Here is a 21,967-nt window from a genome sequence, read left to right as displayed (position 1 = left end):
CGGCAGGAGCAGCCATGAGCCACTCGATGACGACGGAACTGGAAGAAGCGCAGCAGGCGTACCGCGAGGCAGCGCGCGACTTCGCACAGGCCGAACTGGCGCCACACGCCGCGCGATGGGATGCGGAGGGCATCTTTCCGCGCGAGGCGATCGCCAAGGCCGGTGAACTGGGCTTCTGCGGTCTGTACATGGACCCGGAAGTGGGCGGCAGCGGCCTGAGCCGGCTGGACGCCGCCGTCGTCATCGAGGAGCTCGCCAACGTCGATCCGTCGACTGCGGCCTACATCAGCATCCACAACATGGCCTCGTGGATGGTGTCCACGTGGGGCCAGCCAGCACTGCGCGATGCGTGGGGCACTGACCTGTCCGCGGGCAGCAAGCTGGCCTCGTACTGCCTGACCGAACCGGGTGCCGGCTCGGATGCGGCCTCGCTGAAGACCACCGCCGTGCGCGACGCCGATCATTACGTGCTGAACGGCTCGAAGGCCTTCATCTCCGGCGCCGGTGCCACCGAACTGCTGGTGGTGATGGCACGTACCGGCGGTGCCGGTGCTGGCGGCGTCAGCGCCATTGCAGTGCCGTCGGACCTGCCGGGCATCAGCTTCGGCCGCAAGGAAGAGAAGATGGGCTGGAACAGCCAGCCCACCCGTGGCATCACCTTCGAAAACGTCCGCGTGCCGGTCAGCCACCTTCTGGGAGAGGAAGGCGGCGGCTTCAAGCTGGCGATGAAGGGGCTTGATGGTGGCCGCATCAACATTGCCGCCTGCTCGCTGGGTGCCGCGCAGGGCGCGCTGGATGCCGCGCGCCGCTACATGGGCGAGCGCCGCCAGTTCGGCAAGGCGCTGGCCGAGTTCCAGGCGCTGCAGTTCAAGCTGGCCGACATGGTCACCCAACTGGTGGCTGCGCGGCAGATGGTGCACACCGCCGCACGCAAGCTCGATGCCGGGGCCAGCGATGCCAATGTGTGGTGCGCGATGGCCAAGCGCTTCGCCACCGATGCCGGTTTCAACGTCTGCAATGAAGCGCTGCAGATCCACGGTGGCTACGGCTACATCCGCGAGTACCCGATCGAGCGCCTGCTGCGTGACTGCCGCGTGCACCAGATCCTGGAAGGCACCAATGAGATCATGCGGGTGATCGTTGCCCGTCACCTGCTCAACACCGAAGAGGAACTGCGATGAAGGATTGGCGTACCCAGGAGCACGTGGGCCTGAAGGTCGAGGCCGACGGCCATACCGCCGTGGTCACCCTGAACAACCCGCCGGCGCACACCTGGACCGTGCACAGCCTGTCGGCGCTGCGCGACCTGGTCGGCGCGCTCAACGCAGACCGCGACATCTACGCGCTGGTGATCACCGGTGACGGCGAGAAGTTCTTCTCCGCCGGTGCCGACCTCAACCAGTTCGCTTCCGGCGACAAGGCCGCAGCGCGCGAAGCCGCGCGCCGTTTCGGCGAAGCCTTCGAGGCGTTGTCCGGTTTCCGTGGCGTGTCGATCGCCGCGATCAACGGCTACGCGATGGGCGGAGGCCTGGAATGCGCACTGGCCTGCGACCTGCGCATCATCGAAGAGCACGCCCAGGTGGCGCTGCCGGAGGCCACCGTTGGCCTGCTGCCGTGCGCCGGTGGCACCCAGAACCTGCCGCGCCTGGTCGGCGAAGGCTGGGCCAAGCGCATGATCCTGCTGGGTGAGCGCATCAACGCCGAGACCGCGCTGCGCATCGGGCTGGCCGAAGAAAAGGTCGGCAAGGGCGAAGCCAAGGCACTGGCGCTGGAATGGGCGAAAAAGGCCGGCAAGCAGAGCCCGACCAGCATCGCCGCCTGCAAGACGCTGGTGCAGTCCACCCGCACCGGCACCCACGCCTCGGCGCTGGTGGCCGAGCGCGAAGCCTTCGTCGACCTGTTCGACACCGCCGACCAGGTCGAGGGCGTGACTGCCTTCCTGGAAAAGCGCGCCGCGCAGTGGAAGAACGCATGAGCGCCGACACCGCTGCCGACGACGCACCGGTGCTGTTCGAGGAGCGCGTGGCCGGTAACGGCGTGCGCATCGGCCTCGCCACGCTCAACGCGCCGCGCACGCTCAATGGCTTCTCGCTGCCGATGGCACACCTGCTGCTGGAGCAGTTGAACGCTTGGGCCGACGACGACGGCATCGCCATGGTGGTGCTGCAGGGTGCTGGCGAAAAGGCGTTCTGCGCCGGCGGCGACCTGCACAGCCTGTACAAGGCCATGGTCGCCTTCCGTGAGGACGGCCGCAGCGACATCCGCGAGAACGACTACGCCGCCGAGTTCTTCGACGTTGAGTACCGCGTCGATTACCTCATCCACACCTACGCCAAGCCGATCCTGTGCTGGGGCCACGGCATCGTGATGGGCGGCGGCATCGGCCTGATGTCCGGCGCCAGCCACCGTGTGGTCAGCGAGCGCTCCAAGCTGGCCTTCCCGGAAATCACCGTCGGCCTGTTCCCTGATGTCGGTGGCAGCTGGCTGCTGCCGCGCGTGCCGGGCAAGGGCGGGCTGTTCCTGGCCCTGACCGGCGCGCTGCTCAACCCGGGCGATGCCATCTACGCTGGCCTGGCCGATGTACATGTGCCCGAAGAGCGCCGCAGTACGGTGTTCGATGCGCTGCTGCAGGTGGCCTGGTCCAGTGACTCCGCACACAACCACGAACGCCTGACCCATCTGCTGCAGGCGCATGCCAGCGATGCCGCCACCGGTCCGCTGCTGGCCAATGCGGCGCAGGTCGATGCGTTGTGCGAAGGCGATGACCTTGAAGCCATTGTCGCGCGCATTGCCGGCCTGCAGACCGATGATGCGTGGTTGCAGGCGGCACAGAAGACCCTCGCCGCCGGTGCGCCGGGTTCGGCACGGTTGTCGTACGAGCTGCAGCGCCGCAGTGCCGGCCAGGATCTGGCCGCGATCTACCGCCTGGAGTACATCGTCGCCCTGCATTGCGCCGCCCACGGTGATTTCGCCGAAGGCATCCGCGCGCTGCTGATCGACAAGGACCGCAATCCGCAGTGGAACCCGGCCACCCTGGCCGAGGCCACCGGTGCGTGGGCCGACACCTTCTTCGCTTCCCCCTGGGCCGCTGCCGCGCATCCGCTGGCCGACCTGGGCACTCCCCTTGTTGAAAGGAGCCTTGCATGAGCCGCATTGCATTCATCGGGTTGGGCAACATGGGTGGCCCGATGGCCGCCAATCTGGTCAAGAACGGCCACACCGTGCGCGTGTTCGATCTGGTCCCGGCCGCGGTGCAGGCCGCCGTCGATGCCGGTGCCAGCGCGGCGTCGTCGGCACGCGACACCCTGGCCGATGCGGAAGTCGTGATCTCGATGCTGCCGGCCAGCCGCCACGTCGAAGGCGTCTACCTGGGCGATGACGGCATCCTCGCCGCAATCCCGGCCGGTGCACTGGTCATCGACTGCAGCACGATCGCACCAGCCAGTGCCCGCAAGGTCTCGGAAGCGGCCGCCGCGCGTGGCCTGCTGATGATCGACGCGCCGGTCTCCGGCGGTACCGCCGGCGCCCAGGCCGGTACCCTGACCTTCATCGTCGGTGGCGAAGAGGACGCGCTGGAGCGCGCCCGCCCGGTGCTGCAGGCGATGGGCAAGAACATCTTCCATGTCGGCGCCAGCGGTGCCGGCCAGGTCGCCAAGCTGTGCAACAACATGGCGCTGGGCGTGATCATGGCGGTGACCGGTGAAGCCATCGCACTGGGCGTGGCGCACGGGCTGGACCCGAAGGTGCTGTCGCAGATGATGGCGGTCAGCACCGGCCGCAGCTGGGCCACCGAAGTGTGCAACCCGTGGCCGGGCGTGCTGGAAAATGCGCCGGCCTCGCGCGGCTACAGCGGCGGTTTCGGCAGCGATCTGATGCTGAAGGACATGGGCCTGGCGGTGGAAGCGGCGATGAGTGTCGGCGCCTCGATCCCGCTGGGCGAAGTGGCCCGCAACCTGTACTCGATGAACCACCAGGCAGGCCGCGGCAAGCTGGATTTCTCCAGCGTCGTGCAGCTCATCACCAGCGACCAGTAACTGGTCGCTGGTCCGCGCATTCCACCTTATCCCCGCGCCGTTGGCGCGCCCCCTTGAACAACAAGGGGGCTCTTCTCCAGAAGGATGGATGCGCGCCGCAGCGAATGCGTCCCCGGCCGCGCGCCGGGGCCCACCCGGGGTGGGATGGGCGGATGTTTGGTTTCGACCGGCATCCGCCCATTTTTTTGCACCGCGCGCGGGTAGTGCCGGCCGTTGGCCGGCAGCGCTGCATCAGGCAACGATCAGCGTCACGTCGATGTTGCCGCGGGTGGCGTTGGAGTACGGGCACACGATGTGTGCCTTCTGCACCAGTTCTTCCACCTGCTCGCGCGGCACGCCCGGCACGTTGATGGTCAGCTCGGCCTCGATGCCGAAACCGGTCGGGATCTGGCCGATGCCGACCTTGCCGGTGACGGTGGTGTCGGCCGGCAGCGCGACCTTGGCCTGGCCGGCCACGAACTTCAGCGCGCCCAGGAAGCAGGCCGAGTAGCCGGCGGCGAACAGTTGTTCCGGGTTGGTGCCTGGGCCACCGGCGCCGCCCAGCTCGCGTGGGGTCGACAGCTGGATGTCCAGCACGTTGTCGGAGGAGACGGAACGGCCTTCGCGGCCGCCGGTGGAGGTGGCCTGGGCGGTGTACAGAACCTTTTCGATGGACATCGGGATGCTCCTGGTCAGTGGGTGGGTGTTGCGTTGGAGCCTACTTTGCCCGCTTTCCGCGTACGTTGGGTTGCAACGCGTACGAAAAACTTGATCGATCGTCCTGTTGGCCTAGATCGTCCACTCGCGGTCGGTGGTGAACATGATGGTCAGCCAGCGGTCCGGCGAGGCCTCGCCCAGCGCTTCGCCGATCTCGTCGCGCAGCCGGTCCCATTCCACCAAGGGCCGCGGCGGGTCGTCTTCCGGCACCACGAAGAACAACTCGATCTGCTCGCCACGCCCCACCTGCGCCACGTAGCTGCGGTGCTCGACGAAGCCGTGCCTGGCCACGATCGCGCGTGCCACCGCATCCACATGCGCCTGCAGTTCCGGCGGAGTGACCAGCAGGATGCCGGCCAGCGCCCGGCGCACGGTGCCGAGCGGGGCGATCATCACCAGCACGCAGACGAAGGCGAGAATGGCCGGGTCGATGTACGGCCCGACCCACGCCAGCGAGGTGCCCTGCACCAGCACGCCGCCGAGGAAGGCCAGCAGATAGCAGGCCGACATGCTGGCGGCGATCGCCCAGTTCTTCGCGTCCAGTGCGATGAACTCCGAACCGATGCGCCGGTTGGCGCGCAGCACGAACCAGGCCAGCGCACCTTCGCCGACGATCGACAGCCCGGCGAAGGCGATGGCCGGGCCGAGCGCGATGTGGCGGCCGCCGGACATCAGCGCGTCGACCGCATTGACCAGCGCATACAGCGCCGCGCCGATCATCAGCGTGCCGCTCACCCCCAGCACGATCGGCTCCAGGTGCCAGAACCCCATGGTGAAGCGCTGGTTGAGCCGCGACTGCAGCGCGTCGGTCTGGGTGGACAGCGCGATCAGGCGTGCCACCAGCAGCGACAGCCAGGTCATCACCACGTCGATCAGGCCGTAGATGCCATCGAAGATGATCAGCGAGGAATTGGCCAGCAGGCCGAATACCACTGCGGCGGCGGCCAGCAGCAGCGAGGCGGCGATCGACAGGCGCAGCACGCCCTGTTCGGTGGTGGGGTCGAAGAACGGCGGGCGGTGGATGGCCATGGCCCGATTGTAGAGCGGCGGCATGCTTCGTTGCCTTCCGCTGTCCGGCATCGTCGCAGAACGTCGAGGACATCGCTGAGACGCCCAGCGAGCGTGACCGCGAATGCGCCGCCCAGGGCGTGGCCAACCTGGTCATCGAATTCCTCGGCCGCATGCGGGATATGCAGCGCTACGATGCCGGTGACACGCAGGTCTACCGCGTGCGTGGGCAGGTGTTCCTTGCCTCGGCCGGCACTCTGGGTGCGGTGTTCGATTATCAGCACGTGACGCCGAAGGTGCAGATTGATCTGCGCGACGCCCACCTGTGAGACCTGACCGCCGCAGCCGCGCTGGAACGCGCGCAGGAATAGCTGGCCGCACATAGGGCGAAGGTGACGGTGGTGGGGCTGAATGCTGCCAGCCAGACGTTGATCGAGCAGGTGGGTGGCGCGCGGCGGGCACTGAGGCGGCAGTGTTTCAATGCCTGCGTCGGTTCTGGGGGGCTAAGCCTCCAGAATTTTCCTGAATCGGCTTTTCAGTGAGGTAGCGCCATTACAGATGGAGAGTCCATATGTGGCCAGCGCCTTGGCAGATTCGGTGTCAGCCTTTGCCTGCCACGAATGGGCAGCGAGCAGAGCCCTGCCGACGCGCGTGATCGAACTGAAGTGTGCCGGCGTCGTGTCGGCCTGAATGGCCGCGACCGTCAGAGCTTCACAGATGGGATCGATGTCCTGGAACTTTGAGAAAAAGGGAAGGGCACTCTCTGTCAATAGAGCATCCACCTCAGTCCTGAGCAGATCAGCGTCCTTTTCAACGGCTATCCAATGGTCGCTGTTCCCTGGGGGAGCGGCCCTGCATCTCACGTCGCAGTCGGTTTCGTTGAGATTGGTGGTCCGATCCATGCAACGCCGCGGGATGAAGCGGGCGAGCACACCGACATTGAGTGCGAATGCTTTGCCGTCGCTTCTGATCTGAGGCGAGAGCACGTCAATGAAATTCTCGCGGCATCTCGTAAAAGTTGGTCCATTTCGGACAAATCCTGCGTCCTTCAAGGATGCGTAGACGATGCTCAGGGCGCGCTTTGTGATAGCGGTCATGAGGCGAGCATCAGGAGGGAGGATGATTGCAGGCGAGGCCTCTCAGACTGGGTAAGCCGGTGCGAGGCAATGAGTGTATCGACTTGGCTGGGAGCGGTAACTGGCATTGACGCCAGTAGCTGTCGCTATCAACAAAAGTTGTTGTTTGGCCGTTGTTCCCTGGGTCGCGAAACCCCGAAAGACGTCGGATCGCATGATGCAGATTGCAGCTTTTCTCATTGCCAATCTTCTGAGTATGGAAGCAGGCTGGAGACACGCGATTCTGTGTTCAAGGAAGCAGCATCCATGGAATCGAATTTTTCGGTGTCATTCAAATGTCTGTTGGCTTTTGCGCTTGCGCTTGGTTCGACGACATGGCCGGGAGTGACGGCGTTGGACCGCCTTGCGGTTGCCGTCGATAGGACCACGCGCTACAGCGCCGGAACTGACGAAGCGAACGAAGTCGTTCGATGGCTGGACGCACGCAAGGATGTCCACCAGCGGACGCTTGCACTTGGGACACTGACCATTCGCCATCGCTGTAGGGGGGAGCGGGATTCACCTCGGACGCCAGCCATCCGCGCCCTTTTCCATCATGGTGCTTCCGGAGAGAAGATCACTATTACCAACGATCTTCCAGGATGCGCACGCGAGACGTGGACGTTCGCATGGACCGGAGATGGCCAGGACGCCTACTGGAAGCAGACCGCCTATGGATGGCGGGTACTGACCACTTAGGGAAAGCTCCGGACGGACTTATCTGTCGTCAAAGCGTCGACGCGATCAAACCGGATCGACTACACCTCGAGGCCGACTACCTCGAAGCGTGGGCACGCTCCGGGGCGCAAGACCTCGCATTTGCGACAATCCCCGATGCACCTCAACCAACGCCCTCGTCGGCCTCAAGCCGACGAGGGGTGAGCAAGGCAATGGCACTCACGGGCCAGTTGGCCCGCTCTCTTACGCCATTATGGCCCGCGGGCCGTGCTGCTGGGTCTGCTGGTCGATCTTCTGCTGCTCGCGCTGCTGATCGCTCACCTGCAATGCCCGCTCGCTGTTTTCCTGCACGCTCTGGCGCATCGCGTCTGCCGTCGATACCGGCGCGGTATTGCGGTTCAACGCGCTTTCGTCGTGCAGTGCATTGGCCTGCACCGCGCGCGCCATCGAGCCATCCTGGTTCAGCTCAACGCGATCAACCCGGTACAGGCCGGCACGTGCAGCTTCCACGGTAAGCGCAGCGGCCAGCTTCTCGCTGTGCTCGCCGGAGGGCAGGCCACGCGCTTCCTCGGCGAACTTCACCTGCACCAGGGTCTCGGTGTACAGCCAGTTCTGCGGGCTGCGCGGATCGGACATCGGGTACACCGTCTCGCGTGCAGGCTCGGCCGCTGCCTGCTGTTCCGGGGTGTTGCCCTGCGCCTGCGCACGCTGCTGCACTTCATTGGCCAGCGCCTGGCGGGTTTCCGCATCGGCAATGCCGGTCGCAGGCAAGCCATGCTGCTGCTGGAAAGCATTGATCGCATGGCGGCTGCCACCGCCCAGATAGCCATCGCTGCCGATGGCCTGGCCCTTGGCGTCGGTCAGCCCCAGCGCGGCCAGGTTGCCCTGCAGTTCGCGCGCGTCGCGGTCGATCGCGGCCAGCGTGGCTGGCCCGGCCTTGCCGTCCACCGGGTCCAGGTTGTGTGCGCGCTGGAAGTCTTCCACCGCCTTGCGGGTGGTGGCATCGAAGCGCCGGTCCGGATTCAGTGTCTGGTGGCCGTCAGCACTGGCATAGCCCAGCGTGACCAGGTTGCTTTCCAGCTTCAGCACGTCACGGCCGCTGGACCCTTCCTTCAACGTCTGCGAACCGGCCTGCTGGCGCGGTGCGCCGATCTGGTCCAGCGCCACCTTGATGTCCGCATCGTTGTGCTCACCGGCGGGCGAGTAGTCGCGGCTGCTGACCTTGGCATGGGCGCGGTCCATTGCGTCCTTGTTGTTGGCGTAGGCATTTTCGTAGCGCACGGCGATGTCGCCGGCCTTGGGCGCGTCGAAGTACTGGTAGGTCTCGCGGATCTGCCCGGCCTTCGCGCGCAGCGCCTCGTAGTCACCGCCTTCTTCCAGCACCTTCTGCAGCTTGGGCAACTGGCTGGGCAACTGGTTGGCGGTCTTGGCGATCAGGCTGATCGCTTCGAAGCGGTTTTCCTCGGCGATGCCGCTGCCGTGTGCGTCCACCATCGCCATGCCGATCCGGGTGGCGTTGCGCACCTGCGGGTAGTCGATATTCGCGTGGATCCACTGCTTGCCCTCGGCCGAACCGGCCCAGGCGTTGATGCTGTCGCGCGTGTTGGTATCGATGAACTGGATCGAGCTGCGCCCGCTCAGGCCATTGCCGTGGCTGAGCAGGTCGCGGCGCAGGTCGGCGTGGTCCTGGGTGAAGGGCAGGTTGTGCGCCTTGGCATAGGTGCTGGCCTGATCGATCACGGCGTCGACATAGGTCGTCTCGCCCGCCTTCAGTGCGTGGCCGTCGATGGCGCCCAGCGCCCACTCGCCGCGCTGGCCGAAGTCGACCTGAATCGCGCCCAGGCTGTAACCGCTGTTCTGCGCGACTTTGTTCACCGTGCCCCAGTACGGTTCGGTCACGCCCTGGGTGATGCCGGCGATGGCCAGATGGTAGGAGGCGGGGCCACCTTCGGTACCACGGCCGACGGCGAAATACACGGCGCCGGAGGTGGCATCGAGATCATGGGTATCGATGTTGGTTGGCATGTCTTACATCCTTGTGCAGTCAGAGGGTCTGCCCCTCAAGGGTCAGTCCAGCAGCTGCAGATACTTCTGCAGCTGGTCGGCACGCGCGCTCAGGCGCATCACATCGTTCAGCTCGCCCTGCAGGTTGCCGGGCTGCGAATCGTCGTACAGCGCGGTATCCAGTTCGCCATCGCGGCTGCGCGACTGCAGCCACGCGCGCTGGGCATTGACCAGCTTGGTCTTCTTCGCGCCACTCAGCTTTGCCTGCAGCTGACGGTACGCCTGGTTCAGGCGCTGGTCCTGGCGTGCGCTTTCCGAGGTCAGGCAGGCGGCCTGCTCGATCGCACCCTGTGCCTTTTCACGGCAGGTGGTGAAGGTCGGGCTCAGCCCGGTGGCAGCCGGTGCTGCGGCTGCCGTGCCGATGGCCAGTACGGCGACCGCCAGCGCGGTGGCGAGGGTCCTGCTCAAACGCTTGTGCTGCATCATCTGCTCCACACGTCCAATCCATTGCGAGCGACGGACTATAACGGCGTCAATATTTCGTCGTCGTCAACGAATCGCGACAACTGTGACCGGTTGCCCGTCATTGTGGGGTGGCGCCGCCCGGCTTGCGGACGGCCCTCGGGCCCGGGCGCCCCAGCGCAGTCCCGGCGCCACCCGCCGCCATTCAGCCGTCCGGTGTAAACTATTGATCTCACTGGCAATGCCAGTCTCCGCGATCAACACCCCGATGACGTCCGCCACCGCCCGCTACGCCGATTCCCTGCGCCTGTCCGTGGCCCCCATGATGGACTGGACCGACCGCCATTGCCGCGTGTTCCACCGCGTGCTGGCGCCGGGTGCGCGCCTGTACACGGAAATGGTGCACGCCAACGCGGTCATCCACGGCGACCGCGAGCGCCTGCTCGGCTTCGACCGCAGCGAACAGCCGCTGGCGCTGCAGTTGGGGGGCAGCGACCCGGCGCCGCTGGCGCAGGCCGCGCGCATCGCCGCGGAGTGGGGCTACGACGAGGTCAACCTCAACTGCGGCTGTCCGTCCGACCGCGTGCAGGCCGGGCGTTTTGGCGCCTGCCTGATGCGCGAGCCGGCGCTGGTAGCCGACTGCGTGGCGGCGATGGTCGACGCGGTCGACATCCCGGTGACGGTGAAGTGCCGCCTGGGCGTGGACGAGGACAACGACTATGACGTGTTCGCCGCCTTCGTCGACCGCCAGGTCGCCGCCGGTGCCGCAATGGTGGTGGTGCATGCGCGCAACGCGTGGCTGAAGGGCCTGTCGCCGAAGGAGAACCGCGAGGTTCCGCCACTGAAGTACGACTGGGCCTACCGCCTGAAGCAGGAGCGCCCGGCGCTGCCGGTGGTGCTCAATGGCGGCCTGGCCAGCATCGAGGCGGTGCAGGCGCAGGCCGCGCACGTCGATGGCGTGATGCTGGGCCGCGCGGCCTACCACGACCCCTACCTGCTGCATCAGCTGGAGGCGCTGCAGACCGGCGCCCCGCTGCAGGCCCGCGGCGACCTGCTGCGCACGCTGCGTCCCTACGTGGAAGCGCGCCTGGGCGAAGGCCTGGCGCTGAAGCACATCGCCCGCCACCTGCTCGGCCTGTTCCACGGCCAGCCCGGTGGCCGCGCGTTCCGCCAGGTGCTGAGCGAGGGCGCGCACCGCCCGGGCGCCGACTGGAGCTTGGTCGAGCAGGCGCTGTCGGTCACCGAGCGCGAAGCCGATCGTGCCGCAGCGTGACCGCAGTCACATTCCTGACTTGACAAGGGACGGCGATTCGTCCCGAATGTTCACCTAGCTGAACATCGCGGGGCTGCGACCGGAAAAGTTCAGACCGGATTCACTGCCCCAAACCAAGAATTTGCAAAGGATTTGTAAAGCGCCGTGTCCCGAACCCGGCATCCGGATTTACGACTTTTGAACGAATCGCCGTGCTCGGCTAGGATCGCATCGATGTCTTCCGCTCCCTTCCATTGCCGCATTGCCCTGGCCACCTGTGTGGCGCTGTCGGCTGCGCCGCTGTCTTCGGCGCTGGCGCAACAGCCGCCGCGCGGCGAGCAGGCACGGGCGGAAATGATGGATCGGGGAGAGCGTGGCAACCGTGGCGACGAGCGTTCGCTGTCCGATGCCGTGCGCCGCGTGCAGCGCAGCACCGGCGGCCACATCCTCGGCGCCGAGCGCGTGCCGTTCGATGGTCGTGATATCAACCGGGTGAAGTACATGGACGACCGGGGCCGGGTCCGCTACATGGACGACCCCGCCCCGTCGCGTTCACAGCCGCGCACGCCGCGGTCGGATATGTCATCACTACGCGGCGATAACCCCTGAACAGGGATAGTCGTCGCTATCAACCCGTACCCCACAGGCCTCCAGGCCACACCCAGGACACTAGGGAGAGTTCATGCGTATCCTTCTGGTCGAAGACGAAGCCCCGCTGCGTGAGACCCTGGCAGCCCGGCTCAAGCGCGAAGGCTTTGCCGTCGATGCTGCGCAGGACGGCGAGGAAGGCCTCTACATGGGGCGCGAAGTTCCGTTCGATGTCGGCATCATCGACCTCGGCCTGCCCAAGATGTCGGGCATGGAGCTGATCAAGGCCCTGCGTGACGAAGGCAAGAAGTTCCCGGTACTGATCCTGACCGCGCGTTCGAGCTGGCAGGACAAGGTCGAGGGCCTGAAGCAGGGCGCCGACGATTACCTGGTCAAGCCGTTCCACGTCGAAGAGCTGCTGGCCCGCGTCAACGCGCTGCTGCGCCGCGCCGCCGGCTGGAGCAAGCCGACCCTGGAATGCGGCCCGGTCGCCCTGGACCTTGCTGCCCAGACGGTCAGCGTGGCCGGCAGCAATGTCGACCTGACCAGCTACGAGTACAAGGTGCTGGAGTATCTGATGATGCATGCCGGTGAACTGGTCTCCAAGGCCGACCTCACCGAACACATCTACCAGCAGGACTTCGACCGCGACTCCAACGTGCTGGAGGTCTTCATCGGCCGCCTGCGCAAGAAGCTGGACCCGGATGGCGAACTGAAGCCGATCGAGACCGTGCGCGGTCGCGGCTACCGTTTCGCGATCCCGCGCAACGAGGGCTGAGCCGGCTCACCCTGGCGATAACACGATGTCCGGCCGTCTGTGGTTCTTCCGACGCTGGCGGCCGCGCTCACTGCAGGCGCGCCAGATGCTCGCCGCGTCCGTGGGCCTGGTGGCGTTCCTGGCGCTGGCCGGCTACGCGCTCGACGCCGCCTTCGCCGATACGGCGAAGGCGAACCTGCGTGAGCGCCTGAAGAACTACGCCACCTCCTACGCGGCCGGCATCGACTTCACCCGCGACCGCTCGCTGTACATCCGCGAGCAGCCGCCGGATTCACGCTTCGACGTACCTGGCAGTGGCCTGTACCTGCAGGTGGTGATGCCGCACGGCAAGGGCAATTCGATGTCCGCCGAAGGGCCCATGCTGCCCACCGTGGGCGGCGGCCTGCTGGCGCCGCGCCAGGAAGTGTTCGAAGGCCCGCTGCCGATGATCCAGATCGATGGCAGCCAGGGCTCGGTGTACCGCTATGGCCTGGGCCTGGTGTGGGGCGCCGACGCCGACCCCGCCACTGAATTCCCCTACACCATCTATGTGATGGAAGACTCGCGCGCGCTGGGTGCGCAGCTGCGCGTGTTCCGTGGCCGCGTCTGGTTCTACCTGGGCGGCATCGGCCTGATCCTGCTGCTGCTGCAGACCGTCATCCTGCAGTGGAGCCTGCGCCCGTTGCGCCGGGTGATCACCGAGCTGACCAAGGTGCAGCGCGGCGAGACCGAGCGCATGAGTGAGCGCCACCCGCGCGAGCTGGAACCGCTGACCGACAGCATCAACGCCTTCATCGAAAGCGAGCGCGAGAACCTCGAGCGCCAGCGCAACACCCTGGCCGACCTCGCGCACAGCCTGAAAACGCCGATCGCGGTACTGCGCACGCAGATGGACAGCGGCGCCGGCGACGGTGCGCTGCGCGAAGAACTGGACGTGCAGCTGCAGCGCATGAACAACCTGGTTTCGTACCAGCTGGCACGCGCGGCCTCGTCGGGCCACAAGCTGTTCTCCGCGCCGCTGCCGATCGAGTCCAACGCCGAGGAAATCGTGCGTGGCCTGGAAAAGGTCTACGCCGCCAAGGGCGTGCTGTGCGAATTCGATATCGACCCGGCCGCACGCTTCCACGGCGAACCGGGCGACCTGCAGGAACTGCTCGGCAACCTGCTGGAGAACGCCTTCAAGTGGGCCAACCGCCGCGTGCTGTTGACCGCGCAGCCGCTGCCGGCGCCGAACGCACGCCGTGCCGGCCTGCTGCTGGCGGTGGACGATGATGGCCCGGGCATCGCCCCGGACGACATCGGCAAGGTGCTGCAGCGTGGCGTGCGTGGCGACGAGCGCGTGCAGGGCCACGGCATCGGCCTGTCGATCGTGCAGGACCTGATCAAGGACTACCGCGGCGAACTGACCGTGGGCCGTTCGGCCGAACTGGGTGGCGCCCGCTTCGAAGTGCGCTTGCCGCCGGGGCCGTAAACCGCGCATTCCCGTCCGCCGGGCATTGCCTGGTGCAACAACGCAGGGTGTTCCGGTAGTGCCGGCCGCTGGCCGGCAACCTCATGATCTTCGGTAGCCTTGCTTGGTTGGCCGGCACTACCGAAATTCGATCTTCGGCGGCTCGCCATAGAACCGCCGCAGCTGCGCGGCGACCTCGGGCAACGCCTGCTGCAGCAGATCCGGTGCCGAGAAGTGGTACTCGCTGGCTACCGCGAAGAACTCTTCCGGCGCCTCGGCCGCATACGGATCGATCAGCGTCTCTTCGCCTGCGTCCACCTGCGCACAGAAGGCGTCGTAGGCGCGCTGGAACGTGGCCGCCCACTCGCGCTGCCATTGCCGCGGCAGCGGCGGTGTGCCGTCCATCGCACCATCCAGTGCATCGAGCTTGTGCACCATCTCATGTACCGCCACGCAGTAGCCGTCGTGCGGCGCGGCCAGGTCGGCCTGCACATCGGCCCAGGACAGGATCAACGGACCACTGTCCCACGACTCGCCGATCAGCTCGTCATCCCACTCGTGCAACACGCCGGCCGCATCCATGTGGCTGCGGTGCACGCGGAACGCATCCGGGTAGACGATCAGCTGCGACCAGCCTTCCAGCCCCACTTCACCGAATTCCAGCAGCGGCAGGCAGCACAGTGCGGCCAGCAGCACGCCATCGCCAGCCTGCAGTTGCAGTTCACCGACAGGGGTAATGGTCTTCTCATGCAGGAAGCGCGTGGCCAGCACGCGCAGTCGCGCGCGGCGTTCGTCGTCCAGGCCGTGCAGCCAGGCCGCACGGCGGCAGGCGTCTTCCCAAAGCGCATCGTCGATCGGCCGCGGCGAGGGCCGCAGCCACTGCAGCAACGACTTGATCAGCGGAACATTCCCGGCAGGTAGCTGTGCCACTTCGGCGCACGGATGCGCTGCAGCACGTCGTCGTCGCTGCCGCCGCCCCCGGTGCTGGTGGCACTGCTGGCCGCAGGGCGTACCGGTGCCGGCTTGGTGGTCGCAGCCGAGGCGGTCGCGGTCGGCGCGCGCTGCGAGGCGGCATCACCGTTGGAGGACACGCAGGCGCCCCGGCTGTCGTCCAGCGCTGCCGTTGCAGACGCCGCGAAGGGCATCATCAGCAGGATCAGGCAATGGGCATAACGGCGCATTGACGACATCCACGTTAAGGGAGGGTGAGTTCCCGATTCTAGCCCGAACCCGGCGCCCCGTTGGAAGCCCCTGCGGAACCCAGCGTGGCAGGCGTCGCTGGCGGCTTTCCCGCATAATTCCTTCCTGACTTCGTGGAAGCTGCCGTGGACGATCGCCAATTGCTGGCCAAACTCGCTGCCGGTCGCCTGTCCGGCGACGCCCTGGCCCGAGAGCTGGGCCAGACCCGGGCGGCTATTTGGAAGCGTATTCAAGGGCTTAGGGCCGCAGGTGTGGACATCGAGGGCCGTGCTGGCGAGGGCTATGGCCTGACCCGCCCGGTCGACCTGCTGGACCCGGCGGCGATCCGCGCCGGCCTGCCCGCCGATGCCCAGGCCCTGCTGCACGACCTGCAGGTGGCCTGGACGGTGGACTCCACCAACGCTGAATTGCTGCGGTGCAGCGCGCCCCAGCGCGGGGTCAGCGTGCTGCTGGCCGAACGCCAGACCGGTGGCCGCGGCCGTCGTGGCCGCACCTGGGCCTCGCCGCTGGCCGCGCATATCTACCTGTCGGTGATGCGCCTGTACTCCGGCGGCCTGGGCCGCCTGGCCGGGTTGAGCCTGGTGGCCGGCATCGCCGTGGCCGAAGCGCTGCACGACCTGGGCTACACCCAAGCGCAGTTGAAGTGGCCGAACGACCTGATCGTCGATGGCAAGCGCAAGCTGGTCGGCCTGCTTGCCGAGGGCGGTGGCGAATACGCCGGCCCGGCGCGCGCGGTGATCGGCATCGGCATCAACACCCACATGCCGCCGTCGTTCGGCGAGCAGATCACCCAGCCGTGGGTGGACCTGGACACGCTGGCCGGCAAGCCGGTGGACCGCAATGGGGTGGTTGCTGCCGTGCTGGCGCGCCTGCTGCCGGCGCTGGAAGAATTCGATCGCGAAGGCCTCGCTCCGTTCCTGCCGCGCTACGCTGCCTTCGACATGCTGGCCGGCCGCGAAGTGCGCGTGGAACTGGACGGGCAGTGGCAGCACGGTACTGCGCTTGGCCTGGCTGATGACGGCGCATTGCGCGTGCGCATCGATGGCCAGGAACGCCTGCTGCACGCCGGAGAAGTCAGCGTGAGGGCGGCATGAGCGATTGGTTGTTCGACCTCGGCAACTCGCGCTTCAAGTTCGCGCCGTTGCAGGGTGACCGTGCCGGTGACGTACAGGCCTGGGCGCATGGCGCCGAAGGCATGGCCGGGCAGCCGCCGCACAGCCTGCCCAGCGGCCGCACCGCGTTCGTGGCCAGCGTGGCGGCACCGTCGCTGACCAGCGCCATGCTGGACCAGCTGCAGCGCCGCTTCGAGCATGTGCATGTGGTGCGCACCAGCGCCGAATGCGCCGGCGTGCGCATTGCCTATGCCAGGCCGGAAAAGTTCGGCGTCGACCGCTTCCTCGCCCTACTGGCTGCGGCCAAGGCGCAGCGCCCGGTGCTGGTGGTCGGCGTGGGCACCGCACTGACGATTGATCTGCTCGATGCCGACGGCCAGCACCACGGTGGCCGCATCTCCGCATCGCCCACCACCATGCGCGAAGCACTGCACGCCCGTGCCGTGCAGCTGCCCGCGACCGGTGGCGGCTACAGCGAGTTCGCCAACGACACCGCCGACGCGCTGGCTTCCGGCTGTGATGGCGCTGCGGTGGCGCTGATTGAACGCAGCGCACAGCACGCGCACACGCTGCTGGGCGTGGCACCGTCGCTGCTGGTGCACGGTGGCGGCGCAGCGGCGCTGATGCCGTTGCTGCCCGCTGCCGATTACCACCCCTCGCTGGTGCTGGATGGCCTCGCCCGCTGGGCGGTGTACCAGCCCGCGCGCTAGTATCCGCGCATGCTCACCCGTGCCCTGATCGTCGTACTGGCCATTCTCAATCTCGGCGTCGCCTGCTGGTGGCTGCTGCGCGATGCGCCGCAGAAGCCTGCGCCTGCGCCGCAACCGGCTGGCGTCGCCGAGCTGCGCTGGGTGCCCGGTGGCGTGGATGCCAATGCCGCAGCCGAGGCCACCGCCGCCGCCCCGACTGCACCGCTGATGGAGCGCGAACCGGCGGCGAAGACCGCGGTGGCTGCGACACCCGCGCCCGTTGCGCCGGCAAAGCCGGAGATCGCCAAGCCGCAGGTGGCTGAGGCTACGCCGGTTGCTGCCGCTGCCAAGCCGGTAACACCGCCTGTACCCGTTCCGGCAGCGGAAAAGCCCGTAACCCCGCCCGCGGCCGCCGAGCCGCCGCGCTGCGTCGCGCTGGGCCCGTTCGCCGACCGCGCCGCCGCGAGCAGCGCGCAGGGCAAGGCCGGCACGCTGCTCAGCCAGGTGCGCCTGCGCGAACAGCCCGCTGCCAGCGGCAGCGCCCGTTACCGGGTGATGCTGCCGGCCGCCGCCAACCGTGATGAAGCCCAGGCCACCGTGAAACGCATTGTCGCCGCCGGCCTGAGCGACTACTACATCATCAGCCAGGGCGAGGAGGCCAACGCCGTGGCGCTGGGCCAGTACCGCAACCGCGAAGGCGCCGAACGGCGCATGGCGGCGGTGCAGGCCGCCGGCTTCCAGCCGCGCCTGGTCGCCAGCGGCGACGCCGGCCAATGGTGGCTGGAAGGGCAGCTGGCGGCGGGCACGCAGCCGGCCCAGGCCCAGCAGCGCAGCGGGGCGGCACAGAGCCGGTCGCTGGAATGCACGCGGTTGCGCTAGAATCCCCGGACCGCGGCGCTGCCGCCGGTGCACCACCCATGCCGCTTTAGCTCAGTTGGTAGAGCAACTGTCTTGTAAACAGTAGGTCATCCGTTCGATTCGGATAAGCGGCACCACCCCAAAGATTCAGCGCCTCTTTGCGCTGCTCCAAGTACCTGCCCGGTGGTTCGAAGGGCGGCAGAGCTGTTTTCTCGACAGCCTCACCTTGAAAACGATGGCCCGTCCTGCGCATGAACCTGCTGCGCCGGCTGCTGTTCAAGATTTGCGGCCAACGCTTCAGCGCGATGAAGGGACTCTGCTTCAGGCACGCGAAGCGCGTCCATCGTACTCATGGTTCCACGGCGTTGGGCAGGATCGTCCATCGCCCCCTCGACGATGAATACTTTCTCGCCACGTGCAAGGGACTCCGTCGGGTTGTTCAATACAACGTGGTCAACTCTTGAAAACCCTTGCTCCTTCGCGAGCACCAACAGACTCGCGGACATGCGCTGGCTCGACTCATCCCACTGCTTCCCGCTCTCGGCGTCCAAGCGTTCCACACCCGCTCTTATCTGCATGTAGAGAGAGCGGTCAGCGTCGCCGAGTTCAGCTACTGAGGAAGCTGTTCGCTGCACTGAGAGCGAGTCGTCGGCGACCACGGCGACTCTTTCCCCAGCCGAAGTGCGCTCGGCGTCAAATTCTGGCTCGGGCCTACGTCGACGCTGCGTGGGTGCTATGTGCTGATCGTAGTGCGCGCCATAGTAAAGCTCGTATGTCGCATGAGGACCAACAGAAGGAGCCTCCGTTTTGAACACCTCAGCGATCTGTCCAAGTGCCTGGTTTCGATTGATCCGCCCGGCCTGGAGTTCAACGGCAATGGCTCCATACTGTTGCGGTCGATTACCCGTACCCGACACGCCAATGTCCGGTCCACCGGCCGCAATGAGTTCACGCTGGACCTGGACATTACTGAGCGTCGCAGCGGCTTCTCCGCGTAGCAGGGTGTTTACATAGGATTGCTTGGACGTCGGATCGGGACGTTCGGTGAAGAGATGGTGCCCCACCTCGTGTGAAAGAGAGCGCGCGATTCTGGAGCCTTGCCCAACCGCGTTCTCGTCAATAACGATCTTCTCACCGGGAACAAGATAGGTGCCCCTACCGGCTTGTCCCCAGACAACCTCCAGATCGTCGCGCTCGGCCTGTGCGAGACCCGCCCGAAGTGTTGGGGATTTCGCTAGAAGCGGCGCCAGCGAGGGGTCAGCTAACGGGGAGTCCGGCCGACGTACGGGTCCTGGGCGAGGCCCCCCCTGCGGCTGCGGCAGTACAGAGTCTTCAGTACGTTCCATGTTGGAGCTCCTGCCCTGGGGGTCAACGCTGACTGATCAATACGTGGGTCAATGTCGCATTGTCAGGGGCCAGAGTGAGTACAACCTCAGCACCGTTCACTGGCGCGGTCCAGTAAGGGCGTGAGTCAGGGGCATCAGGCCGAGGTGGATATTGCGCGGTTCCCTCCCAGATGACTTCTTTGAGCGCGACGCTCGGTGGCGCGACATCGAAGGTCAGCTTCGCCTGCGCAGGATTATCGACAGCACTTCTCAGTGAGATGTTCCGAACTTCAAGGCCACCCAACATTCCACGTTCTGCGGTTCGCTCGTCTCTCAGGCCCTGCCGGGTCGGTTTTCCAAGATGCGTGTGAAGCTGTTCGTTCAACGCATCGATATCGCCAAAACGCACATTGGACAATCGCTCGATGCTGTTCTTGAATCGCTCCATACCAGCTTCACTCCCTGATTTGATGGCCTGTCTTTGATTCACATGATCTGATGGGGGCGGCGTCGCGGCGCTCGAACATGCTGTCAGCACAAGCGCCGGAATAACGATCGCGAGGCGACGACGCGCTGCGATCCAGAGGCGGCGCCGAAGTCCGCGTTTTGATGAAGAAGCGCATTTCTCGACCCACGCATCCATGAAAGCATCTCTCGCGCCAATGTCACGCTCTTGAATCTAGCACAGCATCTTTTGACTGCGGATTGGGTCCGTGATCCGTGCCTTGGGTGTGCGCTTGCATGCCAGAGCAGCATGGGCATGGGCCGATCATGATGCGTCGGCGCGGCGCCGGTCGCAAAGGCGATGGAACGAAAATGAAGAAACCGCCATTCGCTGGTTTTCTCGTCCCAACCCGGTGAGTCAACTCACTGTATGGCGCGGGCAGATCCTTCGATCAACGCCGCACACACACTGCGACCGCAGCAGCCTCAGCTACGCACCTGCAACGCCACATACTCCGCCAGCCCCCGGCAGGCCAGCATCAGCCCTTCGCGCGTGCCATCGCCGATATCGTCCTTCTCTTCCCCGTCCACGCGCACGCGCTCGGCGGCGTGATACAGCTCCAGCAGCGACACCAAGCCAACCTCAGCGCGATCCCGGCGCGCGGCAGCCACCGCTTCACCAGGTGTGCCTGCCGGCCCCGGCCACGGCTGTCCATCGGCGGCGTCACCGGCCTGGATGCGCTGCAGGCAGCCGGGCAGGTTGATCGGCGCGGGCGCCTCGTTCGCGGCGGCGAAAGCGGCTTCCAACGGCTGCGCCAGTTCAGGTGGCAGGCGCAGAGCCGCCTCGCCGAGGGTGGCGGTCAGGTACGGGTGAGGGGTTCTGGACATGCGGGCATCCTCGTCAGGAACAGAGGTGCCGCCACGGTAAGGTGGCGGGCGATACGTGGTTTCCAATCCCGGGACTGAATTAGCCGGTGGGCACGAGGCCCCCACGCACCGCCCGCCGTCGATCGGCGAACGGATTGCCAGCCGGCGCCGCACCTGGAAAGGACGACGCCGGCTGGCAAGCGTATACAGCTTTCAGTCTTCGGGTTGGAAATCCCGGCCACCTCGCTGAAGGTGGCGATTCATCATGCGCACGTGAAATCACCGCCTGCCAGTCGTTTGTTTCGATGGCATCGGGAGATCTGAAAGGAAAAATGAATTATCGCGTTTGGCCCGTTTCGGGCATCGCAATGCCAGAAGCGACAGATTGCGCAGTGGCGCCATCAGCGAGAAATCTGCCCGAACCATCGCTGCCGCATGCCCTGAGCTGGCCCACGAAGTAAAGGTGACTTAACAGCCCGGGCAAGGCTCCACATCTACCATAGCAAACACAAACGCCCGAATGCGCTGCCGGCTTTTTGATTCTCCTCACAGACCATTTGCAGACCCCCGACACATACTGGGGACACATGCCCTTCGGGACCCGCCCATGCGTCGCCATGCCCTGCCGCTCACCGTCGCACTGTTGGTCACAACCTTCGCAGCCCCGGCCATGGCCGCCGTGCCGTTCTTCAACGCCAGCTGCCCGGGCGGCATCGATGTTCACGCAGACGATGGCGGGCCGGTCTACGTGCAGGGCCGCGAGACGGCGCTGAAGCGCTTCAACGACCGCTATTTCGAAGCACGCGATGCCGACAGCGGCATCACCCTGTCGATCAGCCGCAGCGATGACGGCACGCCGCAGATCAGCTATACCGGCCGTGGCGGCGCCAATGGCATCTGCCAGGTCAGTGCCAGCGGAACGCCCGCGCCCGCCGCAAATGGCGCACACCCGCGCGAGGTTGCTACCGGTGACGCCGCGCTACCGCGCGAAGTCACCTGCGAATCCACTGGCGAGCAGCAGGTGTCGTGCGATCTGAATACCCGCGGCAATGTGGAAATCGTGCGCCAGCTCAGCCGCACCCGCTGCGAGGAAGGCAGGAACTGGGGCCTGTCGCGGCACTCGGTGTGGGTCAATGGCGGCTGCCGCGCGGTGTTCCGCAATGTGTCTTCGGTGACCACCCCGGCGCCGGCGGGCGATACCGCGTTGGGCGCCTGCAACATGCGCAAGGGCGCTCAGGGCACGCTGGTGACCCAGATGCCGGTGGGCAGCGATTACCAGGAACTGATCATCGATTACCCCGATGGCCGCTTCCTGTGCATGATGCGCAACAACGGCCAGGTGCAGAGCCTGACGCCGGTTCGCCGCCGCGGCGGTTGAACATTCGGCGTTGGCGTATGTCCGGACTGGGGCAACGCAGCACGCGTTGC

The 21,967-nt window shown here is 66.2% G+C and carries 24 protein-coding genes and 1 tRNA gene; 15 read left to right on the top strand and 10 right to left on the bottom strand.

Annotated features, from left to right (window positions below; translation table 11 throughout):
* Positions 1–26: 26 nt before the first annotated feature.
* The 4 genes from AC5P74_RS19065 to mmsB are packed head-to-tail and all read left to right on the top strand — an operon-like array spanning position 27 to position 4,034.
* Entirely contained in the window at positions 27–1,181 is a 1,155-nt protein-coding gene (locus AC5P74_RS19065; RefSeq protein ID WP_485129837.1) for an acyl-CoA dehydrogenase family protein, read from the top strand.
* Positions 1,178–1,975, top strand: coding sequence for an enoyl-CoA hydratase (locus AC5P74_RS19060; RefSeq protein WP_005420654.1), 798 nt, complete (start codon positions 1,178–1,180; stop codon positions 1,973–1,975). Before AC5P74_RS19065 ends, AC5P74_RS19060 begins: the two co-directional genes overlap by 4 nt.
* The gene (locus AC5P74_RS19055; protein ID WP_053498743.1) at positions 1,972–3,147 is read left to right on the top strand and encodes an enoyl-CoA hydratase/isomerase family protein; all 1,176 of its coding nucleotides are present in this window, start codon (positions 1,972–1,974) and stop codon (positions 3,145–3,147) included. Before AC5P74_RS19060 ends, AC5P74_RS19055 begins: the two co-directional genes overlap by 4 nt.
* Positions 3,144–4,034 (top strand): 3-hydroxyisobutyrate dehydrogenase, encoded by an 891-nt coding sequence (mmsB, locus tag AC5P74_RS19050; RefSeq protein WP_346607451.1) that lies wholly within the window; start codon positions 3,144–3,146, stop codon positions 4,032–4,034. Before AC5P74_RS19055 ends, mmsB begins: the two co-directional genes overlap by 4 nt.
* Before the next feature lie 231 nt (positions 4,035–4,265).
* Here the strand turns inward: mmsB and AC5P74_RS19045 are convergent, their stop codons facing one another.
* On the bottom strand, positions 4,266–4,691 hold the full coding sequence (locus AC5P74_RS19045) for an organic hydroperoxide resistance protein (protein WP_004153735.1): 426 nt from the start codon (positions 4,689–4,691) through the stop codon (positions 4,266–4,268).
* Positions 4,692–4,802: 111 nt separating this feature from the next.
* Positions 4,803–5,783 carry a cation diffusion facilitator family transporter gene (locus tag AC5P74_RS19040; protein WP_372485088.1) on the bottom strand — a complete coding sequence of 327 codons (981 nt, stop codon included), beginning with the start codon at positions 5,781–5,783 and terminating at the stop codon, positions 4,803–4,805.
* Positions 5,784–5,878: 95 nt separating this feature from the next.
* Here AC5P74_RS19040 and AC5P74_RS19035 point away from each other — a divergent pair, with 95 nt between their 5' ends.
* Positions 5,879–6,067: a sulfate transporter gene (locus tag AC5P74_RS19035; RefSeq protein WP_329843288.1), complete on the top strand. Its 189-nt coding sequence runs from the start codon at positions 5,879–5,881 to the stop codon at positions 6,065–6,067.
* Between the two features lie 174 nt (positions 6,068–6,241).
* On the opposite strand, the gene AC5P74_RS19030 is transcribed toward AC5P74_RS19035, so the two are convergent.
* The gene (locus AC5P74_RS19030; RefSeq protein WP_346607453.1) at positions 6,242–6,835 is read right to left on the bottom strand and encodes a DUF4304 domain-containing protein; all 594 of its coding nucleotides are present in this window, start codon (positions 6,833–6,835) and stop codon (positions 6,242–6,244) included.
* A 69-nt stretch (positions 6,836–6,904) separates the two neighbouring features.
* Between AC5P74_RS19030 and AC5P74_RS19025 the strand changes: the two genes are divergently transcribed.
* A complete protein-coding gene (locus tag AC5P74_RS19025; protein WP_329843286.1) occupies positions 6,905–7,552 on the top strand; it encodes a hypothetical protein in 648 nt (215 codons plus the stop codon).
* 222 nt (positions 7,553–7,774) lie between these two features.
* Here AC5P74_RS19025 and AC5P74_RS19020 read toward each other — a convergent pair whose 3' ends face one another.
* Entirely contained in the window at positions 7,775–9,556 is a 1,782-nt protein-coding gene (locus AC5P74_RS19020; protein ID WP_346607454.1) for a peptidoglycan-binding protein, read from the bottom strand.
* 42 nt (positions 9,557–9,598) lie between these two features.
* A complete protein-coding gene (locus AC5P74_RS19015; RefSeq protein ID WP_346607455.1) occupies positions 9,599–10,018 on the bottom strand; it encodes a lysozyme inhibitor LprI family protein in 420 nt (139 codons plus the stop codon).
* A gap of 220 nt (positions 10,019–10,238) precedes the next feature.
* On the opposite strand from AC5P74_RS19015, the gene dusA reads away from it, so the two are divergent.
* From dusA to AC5P74_RS18995, 4 genes are all read left to right on the top strand, one after another.
* Entirely contained in the window at positions 10,239–11,270 is a 1,032-nt protein-coding gene (gene dusA, locus AC5P74_RS19010; protein ID WP_346607456.1) for a tRNA dihydrouridine(20/20a) synthase DusA, read from the top strand.
* 213 nt (positions 11,271–11,483) lie between these two features.
* Positions 11,484–11,858 carry a hypothetical protein gene (locus AC5P74_RS19005; protein WP_065196018.1) on the top strand — a complete coding sequence of 125 codons (375 nt, stop codon included), beginning with the start codon at positions 11,484–11,486 and terminating at the stop codon, positions 11,856–11,858.
* Positions 11,859–11,931: 73 nt separating this feature from the next.
* On the top strand, positions 11,932–12,615 hold the full coding sequence (locus AC5P74_RS19000) for a response regulator transcription factor (RefSeq protein WP_004136763.1): 684 nt from the start codon (positions 11,932–11,934) through the stop codon (positions 12,613–12,615).
* 25 nt (positions 12,616–12,640) lie between these two features.
* A complete protein-coding gene (locus AC5P74_RS18995; protein WP_053498753.1) occupies positions 12,641–14,065 on the top strand; it encodes an ATP-binding protein in 1,425 nt (474 codons plus the stop codon).
* Positions 14,066–14,182: 117 nt separating this feature from the next.
* On the opposite strand, the gene AC5P74_RS18990 is transcribed toward AC5P74_RS18995, so the two are convergent.
* Both AC5P74_RS18990 and AC5P74_RS18985 read right to left on the bottom strand, forming a co-directional pair.
* Positions 14,183–14,974 (bottom strand): M90 family metallopeptidase, encoded by a 792-nt coding sequence (locus AC5P74_RS18990; protein WP_204274215.1) that lies wholly within the window; start codon positions 14,972–14,974, stop codon positions 14,183–14,185.
* A complete protein-coding gene (locus tag AC5P74_RS18985) occupies positions 14,941–15,225 on the bottom strand; it encodes a hypothetical protein (RefSeq protein ID WP_014645622.1) in 285 nt (94 codons plus the stop codon). Before AC5P74_RS18985 ends, AC5P74_RS18990 begins: the two co-directional genes overlap by 34 nt.
* A gap of 144 nt (positions 15,226–15,369) precedes the next feature.
* Here AC5P74_RS18985 and birA point away from each other — a divergent pair, with 144 nt between their 5' ends.
* The 4 genes from birA (at position 15,370) to AC5P74_RS18965 (ending at position 18,040) form a co-directional block, all read left to right on the top strand.
* The gene (gene birA / locus AC5P74_RS18980; RefSeq protein WP_053498755.1) at positions 15,370–16,338 is read left to right on the top strand and encodes a bifunctional biotin--[acetyl-CoA-carboxylase] ligase/biotin operon repressor BirA; all 969 of its coding nucleotides are present in this window, start codon (positions 15,370–15,372) and stop codon (positions 16,336–16,338) included.
* Entirely contained in the window at positions 16,335–17,066 is a 732-nt protein-coding gene (locus AC5P74_RS18975) for a type III pantothenate kinase (protein WP_329843281.1), read from the top strand. Before birA ends, AC5P74_RS18975 begins: the two co-directional genes overlap by 4 nt.
* Positions 17,067–17,075: 9 nt before the next feature.
* Positions 17,076–17,924: an SPOR domain-containing protein gene (locus AC5P74_RS18970; RefSeq protein WP_346607457.1), complete on the top strand. Its 849-nt coding sequence runs from the start codon at positions 17,076–17,078 to the stop codon at positions 17,922–17,924.
* Positions 17,925–17,964: 40 nt separating this feature from the next.
* Positions 17,965–18,040: transfer RNA gene (locus AC5P74_RS18965), tRNA-Thr, on the top strand.
* 84 nt (positions 18,041–18,124) lie between these two features.
* Here the strand turns inward: AC5P74_RS18965 and AC5P74_RS18960 are convergent.
* The 3 genes from AC5P74_RS18960 to AC5P74_RS18950 all read right to left on the bottom strand — a co-directional run bounded on the left by AC5P74_RS18960 (position 18,125) and on the right by AC5P74_RS18950 (position 20,560).
* Entirely contained in the window at positions 18,125–19,249 is a 1,125-nt protein-coding gene (locus AC5P74_RS18960; protein WP_346607458.1) for an XVIPCD domain-containing protein, read from the bottom strand.
* Between the two features lie 22 nt (positions 19,250–19,271).
* Positions 19,272–19,871 carry a hypothetical protein gene (locus AC5P74_RS18955; RefSeq protein ID WP_346607459.1) on the bottom strand — a complete coding sequence of 200 codons (600 nt, stop codon included), beginning with the start codon at positions 19,869–19,871 and terminating at the stop codon, positions 19,272–19,274.
* A 287-nt stretch (positions 19,872–20,158) separates the two neighbouring features.
* Positions 20,159–20,560: a hypothetical protein gene (locus tag AC5P74_RS18950; protein WP_346607460.1), complete on the bottom strand. Its 402-nt coding sequence runs from the start codon at positions 20,558–20,560 to the stop codon at positions 20,159–20,161.
* 586 nt (positions 20,561–21,146) lie between these two features.
* Here AC5P74_RS18950 and AC5P74_RS18945 point away from each other — a divergent pair.
* Positions 21,147–21,917: a DUF3011 domain-containing protein gene (locus AC5P74_RS18945; RefSeq protein ID WP_053498763.1), complete on the top strand. Its 771-nt coding sequence runs from the start codon at positions 21,147–21,149 to the stop codon at positions 21,915–21,917.
* Positions 21,918–21,967 lie beyond the last annotated feature (50 nt).

The sequence above is a fragment of the Stenotrophomonas sp. YJH_SMC_94-11 genome (assembly GCF_059370435.1).
This window is presented reverse-complemented; position numbering and strand designations above follow the sequence as displayed.

What these genes read in the sequence shown, in the direction of transcription:
- AC5P74_RS19065 (WP_485129837.1), top strand. Translation starts at nt 27, where the DNA reads ATGACGACGGAACTGGAAGAAGCGCAGCAGGCGTACCGCGAGGCAGCG.
- AC5P74_RS19060 (WP_005420654.1), top strand. Translation starts at nt 1,178, where the DNA reads ATGAAGGATTGGCGTACCCAGGAGCACGTGGGCCTGAAGGTCGAGGCC.
- AC5P74_RS19055 (WP_053498743.1), top strand. Translation starts at nt 1,972, where the DNA reads ATGAGCGCCGACACCGCTGCCGACGACGCACCGGTGCTGTTCGAGGAG.
- mmsB (WP_346607451.1), top strand. Translation starts at nt 3,144, where the DNA reads ATGAGCCGCATTGCATTCATCGGGTTGGGCAACATGGGTGGCCCGATG.
- AC5P74_RS19045 (WP_004153735.1), bottom strand. Translation starts at nt 4,691, where the DNA reads ATGTCCATCGAAAAGGTTCTGTACACCGCCCAGGCCACCTCCACCGGC.
- AC5P74_RS19040 (WP_372485088.1), bottom strand. Translation starts at nt 5,783, where the DNA reads ATGCCGCCGCTCTACAATCGGGCCATGGCCATCCACCGCCCGCCGTTC.
- AC5P74_RS19030 (WP_346607453.1), bottom strand. Translation starts at nt 6,835, where the DNA reads ATGACCGCTATCACAAAGCGCGCCCTGAGCATCGTCTACGCATCCTTG.
- AC5P74_RS19025 (WP_329843286.1), top strand. Translation starts at nt 6,905, where the DNA reads ATGAGTGTATCGACTTGGCTGGGAGCGGTAACTGGCATTGACGCCAGT.
- AC5P74_RS19020 (WP_346607454.1), bottom strand. Translation starts at nt 9,556, where the DNA reads ATGCCAACCAACATCGATACCCATGATCTCGATGCCACCTCCGGCGCC.
- AC5P74_RS19015 (WP_346607455.1), bottom strand. Translation starts at nt 10,018, where the DNA reads ATGCAGCACAAGCGTTTGAGCAGGACCCTCGCCACCGCGCTGGCGGTC.
- dusA (WP_346607456.1), top strand. Translation starts at nt 10,239, where the DNA reads ATGCCAGTCTCCGCGATCAACACCCCGATGACGTCCGCCACCGCCCGC.
- AC5P74_RS19005 (WP_065196018.1), top strand. Translation starts at nt 11,484, where the DNA reads ATGTCTTCCGCTCCCTTCCATTGCCGCATTGCCCTGGCCACCTGTGTG.
- AC5P74_RS19000 (WP_004136763.1), top strand. Translation starts at nt 11,932, where the DNA reads ATGCGTATCCTTCTGGTCGAAGACGAAGCCCCGCTGCGTGAGACCCTG.
- AC5P74_RS18995 (WP_053498753.1), top strand. Translation starts at nt 12,641, where the DNA reads ATGTCCGGCCGTCTGTGGTTCTTCCGACGCTGGCGGCCGCGCTCACTG.
- AC5P74_RS18985 (WP_014645622.1), bottom strand. Translation starts at nt 15,225, where the DNA reads ATGCGCCGTTATGCCCATTGCCTGATCCTGCTGATGATGCCCTTCGCG.
- AC5P74_RS18975 (WP_329843281.1), top strand. Translation starts at nt 16,335, where the DNA reads ATGAGCGATTGGTTGTTCGACCTCGGCAACTCGCGCTTCAAGTTCGCG.
- AC5P74_RS18970 (WP_346607457.1), top strand. Translation starts at nt 17,076, where the DNA reads ATGCTCACCCGTGCCCTGATCGTCGTACTGGCCATTCTCAATCTCGGC.
- AC5P74_RS18960 (WP_346607458.1), bottom strand. Translation starts at nt 19,249, where the DNA reads ATGGAACGTACTGAAGACTCTGTACTGCCGCAGCCGCAGGGGGGGCCT.
- AC5P74_RS18955 (WP_346607459.1), bottom strand. Translation starts at nt 19,871, where the DNA reads ATGGATGCGTGGGTCGAGAAATGCGCTTCTTCATCAAAACGCGGACTT.
- AC5P74_RS18950 (WP_346607460.1), bottom strand. Translation starts at nt 20,560, where the DNA reads ATGTCCAGAACCCCTCACCCGTACCTGACCGCCACCCTCGGCGAGGCG.
- AC5P74_RS18945 (WP_053498763.1), top strand. Translation starts at nt 21,147, where the DNA reads ATGCGTCGCCATGCCCTGCCGCTCACCGTCGCACTGTTGGTCACAACC.